The sequence below is a fragment of the Streptomyces sp. NPDC006643 genome (assembly GCF_042870175.1).
Classification (GTDB): Bacteria; Actinomycetota; Actinomycetes; order Streptomycetales; family Streptomycetaceae; genus Streptomyces.
On record NZ_JBIAHA010000050.1, the window covers coordinates 1 to 5490 of the forward strand.

The following is a 5490-nucleotide window of genomic DNA, read 5'->3' on the forward strand; positions in this document are numbered from 1 at the left end:
CTTCCTTTGGTCCCGTTTCCGGGTCCCTCCGGGCTTCCCTTCGGTTCTTGCTGTGTTGCTGTCTTGCGTTTCCGACTCTATCAGAACCTTTCGGCCCCTGATTCCCAGTCAGCGGGATCGCTTTCAGTTATCCGCTTTCGCGTTTCCCTTTCGGCGAATCCGACTTTATCAGAGATTCTGAGTCGGAATTCCCACCCGGTCCGGTGCACCGCTCGCGGTACGTGAGTACCTCGGCTTCCCGTCCAGGTGGAGCCGTAAACCTACTGGAGCGGGGCCCCCGAAGCAAATCGGGGGCCCCGCTCCGGTGTTGAGGTCCGGTCGAGGTCAGACCTCGACGACCACAGGCAGGATCATCGGGCGCCGGCGGTAGGTGTCGGAGACCCACTTGCCCACCGATCGCCGCACCAGCTGCTGGAGTTGGTGCGGCTCGGCGACGCCGTCCGAGGCCGACTTGCCGATGATCTCCTCGATCTTCGGGATGACGGCGGCGAACGCGGAGTCCTCGATGCCGGAGCCTCGCGCCTGGATGTGCGGGCCGCCCACGACCTTGCCGGTCGTCGAATCCACCACCAGGAACACGGAGATGATGCCCTCGTCGCCGAGGATGCGGCGGTCCTTGAGGGACGTCTCGGTCACATCGCCGACGGAGAGCCCGTCGACGTACACGTAACCCGCCTGGACCTTGCCCACGATCCTGGCCTTGCCGTCGACCAGGTCGACGACCACTCCGTCCTCGGCGATGACGATGTGGTCCTTCGGGACGCCCGTCAGTGCGCCGAGTTCGGCGTTGGCGCGCAGATGGCGCCATTCGCCGTGGACCGGCATCAGGTTCTTGGGCTTGCAGATGTTGTAGAAGTACAGGAGCTCGCCGGCGGAGGCGTGGCCCGAGACATGGACCTTGGCGTTGCCCTTGTGGATGACGTTCGCGCCCCAGCGGGTCAGGCCGTTGATCACGCGGTAGACCGCGTTCTCGTTGCCCGGGATGAGGGACGACGCGAGGATCACCGTGTCGCCGGGGACGATCCGAATCTGGTGGTCGCGGTTCGCCATGCGTGAGAGGGCGGCCATCGGTTCGCCCTGGGAGCCGGTGCAGACGAGGACGACCTCGCTGTCCGGGAGGTCGTCGAGCGTCTTGACGTCGACGACGAGGCCGGCCGGGACCTTGAGGTAGCCGAGGTCCCGGGCGATGCCCATGTTCCTGACCATCGAGCGACCGACGAAGGCGACTCTGCGGCCGTACTCGTGCGCGGCGTCGAGGATCTGCTGGATGCGGTGGACGTGGCTGGCGAAGCTCGCCACGATGATCCGCTTCTGTGCGCTGCCGAAGACCTGCCGCAGGACGTTCGAGATGTCCCGCTCGGGCGGGACGAAGCCCGGCACCTCGGCGTTGGTCGAGTCGGAGAGCAGCAGATCGATGCCTTCCTCGCCAAGTCTGGCGAAGGTCGGCAGGTCGGTCAGTCGACGGTCCAGCGGGAGCTGGTCCATCTTGAAGTCGCCGGTGTGGACGACCATCCCCGCGGGGGTGCGGATGGCGACGGCCAGCGCGTCCGGGATCGAGTGGTTCACCGCGACGAATTCGCAGTCGAACGGGCCGATACGCTCGCGATGGCCCTCGGTCACTTCGAGGGTGTACGGGCGGATGCGGTGCTCCTGGAGCTTGGCCTCGATCAGGGCGAGGGTCAGCTTGGAGCCGATCAACGGGATGTCCGGCTTCAGCCGGAGCAGGAAGGGGACGCCACCGATGTGGTCCTCGTGGCCGTGCGTGAGGACGATTCCCTCGATGTCGTCGAGGCGGTCGCTGATGGTGGTGAAGTCCGGCAGGATCAGGTCGATGCCCGGCTGTTCCTCTTCGGGGAAGAGGACGCCGCAGTCGACGATCAGCAGTCGGCCGTTGTATTCGAAGACCGTCATGTTGCGGCCGATTTCGCCGAGGCCACCGAGCGGGGTGACGCGCAGGCCGCCCTTGGGCAGCTTCGGCGGGGCGCCGAGTTCGGGATGCGGATGACTCAAAAGACTCTCCTCACCACGCGCGCCACGTGCCGCAGAGGCACGTGGCGCGCGTGACATTCGTGCACTTGCTGTTGCACTTGCTTGGTGTCCGAGCGGGCGGAATGCCCAGCACTCGGTGTGTTCGGTTATTCAGTTGTGAAGTTCGATATTTCGTTCAAAAACTTCGCTGTTCATGAAACCTGGTTCATGAACCGTGTTCGTGGAGGCGAGGCCTCGATTACAGCTCTACCCCACCGGCCGCGAGATCGATCTTGAGCTGGGCCGTCTCGTGCTCCGTGAGCTCGACGAGCGGGAGGCGCAGGGGTCCGGCCGGCAGCTTCTGAAGGGTGAGCGCGGCCTTGGTGGTGATGACTCCCTGCGTACGGAACATGCCGGTGAAGACGGGGAGCAGCTTCTGGTGGATCTCCGTGGCCTTCTGGACGTCACCGGTGACGTGCGCGTCGAGCATGGCGCGCAGTTCCGGTGTGACCACGTGGCCGACGACGGAGACGAAGCCGATGGCGCCGACCGCGAGGAGCGGGAGGTTGAGCATGTCGTCGCCCGAGTACCAGGGGAGGCCGCTCTGGGCGATGACCCAGCTGGCTCGGCCGAGGTCGCCCTTGGCGTCCTTGTTGGCGACGATACGCGGGTGCTGGGCGAGACGGATGAGTGTCTCGGTGTCGATGGGGACGCCGCTTCGGCCCGGGATGTCGTAGAGCATCACCGGGAGGCCGGTCGCGTCGGCGATGGCCGTGAAGTGCTGGAAGAGGCCTTCCTGCGGGGGCTTGTTGTAGTACGGGGTCACAGCGAGCAGACCGTGCGCGCCGGTGCGTTCGGCGGTGCGGGCGAGTTCGATGCTGTGCCGGGTGTCGTTCGTGCCGATGCCGGCGACGACGTGTGCCCGGTCTCCGACCGCCTCCAGGACGGCCCGTACCAGCTGATCTTTCTCCGCGTCGCTAGTGGTCGGGGACTCGCCGGTGGTGCCATTGATGATCAGGCCGTCGTTGCCTGCGTCCACCAGATGCGAGGCGAGTCGCTGGGCGCCGTCGAGGTCGAGTGCGCCGTCCGCCGTGAAGGGCGTGACCATGGCGGTGAGGACCCGCCCGAAGGGGGTCTGCGGAGTGGAGATCGGAGCCATGGGTAACACGCTACTCGTTGCTCGGCTCGGCGTGTCCCCTCGGGGGCACACGGGCAGGTCGGGGACCCGCGGTGCGGATGCGGGCTCTGGGGTGGTGCTGGGCTGGGGAGCCGCCCGGGATTCGGGGGAAACGCGGCCTCTGACTGCTCCCCTGACCGCGGTGTACGGATCCCGGCACTGACTGCTCGGGGGTTCAGGCAGTGCCGGGTCCGTTTGATCAGCCTAGATGAACTTCTCGAAACGCCGCAATCCGGACACTTGGCACCCCGGTCCGTACATCAGTGCGCAAGGACAGCCCTGCGGGCCCCGCGACGGGCGCCTCGCACGGCTTACGGTGCCACCCGCCCGTTGCCGTTGAAGGCGGCGTGCGTGAGCGGCATGAGCCGCGCCCACTGCTCCTCCATCTTCTCGCCGACCATCTCGATCTCCCGCTGCGGGAAGCTCGGGACCTTCGCCGCCTCGTGCTGGGTGCGCAGCCCGAGGAAGTGCATCAGCGAGCGTGCGTTGCACGTCGCGTACATCGACGAGTAGAGGCCCACCGGGAGCACCGCGCGGGCCACCTCGCGGGCGACGCCGGCCGCCAGCATTTCCTGGTACGCCTCGTACGCCTGGCGGTACGACTCCGTCATCGTGCGCTCGGTGAGGTCCTGCTGCTCCTGGGTGCCGTCGACGAAGACGTACTTCCCGGGGCGGCCTTCCTGGACGAGCTTGCGCGAGGCGTCGGGGACGTAGAAGACCGGCTGGAGCTCCCGGTAGCGCCCGGATTCCTCGTTGTACGACCAGCCCACCCGGTGCCGCATGAACTCGCGGAACACGAAGATCGGGGCGCTGATGAAGAAGGTCATCGAGTTGTGCTCGAAAGGGCTGCCGTGGCGGTCGCGCATCAGGAAGTTGATCAACCCCTTCGAGCGCTCGGGGTCCTTCGAGAGCTCTTCCAGGGACTGCTCACCCGCGGTGGAGACGCGTGCGGCCCACAGGACGTCGGAGTCGCCCGCGCTGTGCTTCACCAGGTCGACAGTCACCTCACTGCGGAAGCTGGGCTTGGTCTCGGCGGGGGTCTCACTCACCGGCGGGGGTCCTTCCTGTCGCGTTCTGTCGGGCGGCGCCCACTCTACGACCAGGCACTGGGATCGCCGACGGCGCGCGGGGCCGCGCGGGCGGCCGTCGCCGACGCGTGTGCGTGCTTGATGCGGATGTTCGCCAATTCGGCGAAATCGGGCACCAAATGGGCGTCCCACGCGTCTGACCCAGTAGCGGCACGAAGTCACTTCTCCCACTGCCGCCACCATCGACAAGCCAGCCACTCGCGTCCATTCGCAGGATCGCAAGACCGCAAGGAGTTCTCCCCCATGTTCCGCCGGCGTGAGGCCGTCCCGTTCGCATTCGTCGCCGAGGCCGACAGCTTCCGCAGTAACGTCACTCCCCCTCCCAGACAACGGATCAGCCGGTCCGAGGCCATGAGTCGCACGCTCATCGGGCTCGTTGTCGCGGCCGGGTTCGCGGGTTCGCTGCTGTTCGGGCTGCCCGCGCTCGAATCCGGTCAGCCGTCCGGACAGGCGCAGCAGTCCGAGGCGTCCCAGGGCCGCTGACCCGTCCGGCCCCCCTGAGTGGTCGTGCCGGGGCGCTCCTCGATAACCTCAGCCAGCACCGCCCGATCGAGCGTGCTTGTGAGTGAGGATCAGTCGTGCCCCTGCCCTTCCTGACGGCCGACCGTGCGTTTGACGCGACCAGTGATGATGTCGCGCTTCCGTTCGACGACCACGACCGTTGGCGTCGCCCCTACCGCCCGGGACCGTGGCGGGTGGGCGCGTCGGCGCTGCTTCTGCTGCTGGCCTCGTTCGTCCTGCTGGCGACGATGATCATCGCGTTCGCCGGGGCGGTGTCCGGCGCCGCCGTATGTCTCGGTATCGCGCTGGTGATGATCGCCGCGGCGCTGCGGCTGCTGCGTGTGGGTGCGTGGGTCAGCCGGCACGGCGTACGGCGGGTGGGGCTGCTCAGGACCCGGACCGTGCCGTGGAGCGAGGCCGTGGAGGTCCGTACGGTGCAGCAGCCGGTGCGCTGGCTGGGGCTGCCGCGGACGGTGCAGGGGCAGGCGCTTCTGCTCGTACTCGATGACGGCGAGAAGCGGCTGCTGCTCACCGATCACAACGCGGATTTCCTGTCGCGCTCGGAGGCTTTCGACCGGGCGGCCGACTCCGTCGAGGCGTGGGGCGACGAGTACCGGCGCGGCTGAACCGGCGCCCCGTATTCGCGAGTTGAGCGATCCGGCCGGGGGGGGGGGGGGGGGGGGGGGGGGGGGCGGGGGGCGCGCCGGCCGGGGGGGGGGGGGGCCCGGCCGGGGGGGGGGGGGTGCGCGACACCCC

General features: G+C 67.9%; 5 protein-coding genes. 2 read left to right on the top strand and 3 right to left on the bottom strand.

Annotation, left to right across the window (positions count from 1 at the left end):
• Positions 1-324: 324 nt before the first annotated feature.
• The 3 genes from ACFYNU_RS38180 to thyX form a co-directional block, all read right to left on the bottom strand.
• Positions 325-2010: a ribonuclease J gene (locus tag ACFYNU_RS38180; protein ID WP_356595988.1), complete on the bottom strand. Its 1686-nt coding sequence runs from the start codon at positions 2008-2010 to the stop codon at positions 325-327.
• A gap of 217 nt (positions 2011-2227) precedes the next feature.
• Complete coding sequence (gene dapA / locus ACFYNU_RS38185; RefSeq protein ID WP_354608788.1) at positions 2228-3127, bottom strand: 4-hydroxy-tetrahydrodipicolinate synthase; 900 nt, start codon at positions 3125-3127, stop codon at positions 2228-2230.
• 329 nt (positions 3128-3456) lie between these two features.
• The gene (gene thyX / locus ACFYNU_RS38190) at positions 3457-4194 is read right to left on the bottom strand and encodes an FAD-dependent thymidylate synthase (RefSeq protein ID WP_356595985.1); all 738 of its coding nucleotides are present in this window, start codon (positions 4192-4194) and stop codon (positions 3457-3459) included.
• A 282-nt stretch (positions 4195-4476) separates the two neighbouring features.
• Here thyX and ACFYNU_RS38195 point away from each other — a divergent pair, with 282 nt between their 5' ends.
• Positions 4477-4716 (top strand): hypothetical protein, encoded by a 240-nt coding sequence (locus ACFYNU_RS38195; protein ID WP_356595983.1) that lies wholly within the window; start codon positions 4477-4479, stop codon positions 4714-4716.
• A gap of 95 nt (positions 4717-4811) precedes the next feature.
• On the top strand, positions 4812-5360 hold the full coding sequence (locus tag ACFYNU_RS38200) for a hypothetical protein (protein ID WP_356595981.1): 549 nt from the start codon (positions 4812-4814) through the stop codon (positions 5358-5360).
• Positions 5361-5490: the final 130 nt, after the last annotated feature.

What these genes read in the sequence shown, in the direction of transcription:
- dapA (WP_354608788.1), bottom strand. Translation starts at nt 3,127, where the DNA reads ATGGCTCCGATCTCCACTCCGCAGACCCCCTTCGGGCGGGTCCTCACC.
- ACFYNU_RS38195 (WP_356595983.1), top strand. Translation starts at nt 4,477, where the DNA reads ATGTTCCGCCGGCGTGAGGCCGTCCCGTTCGCATTCGTCGCCGAGGCC.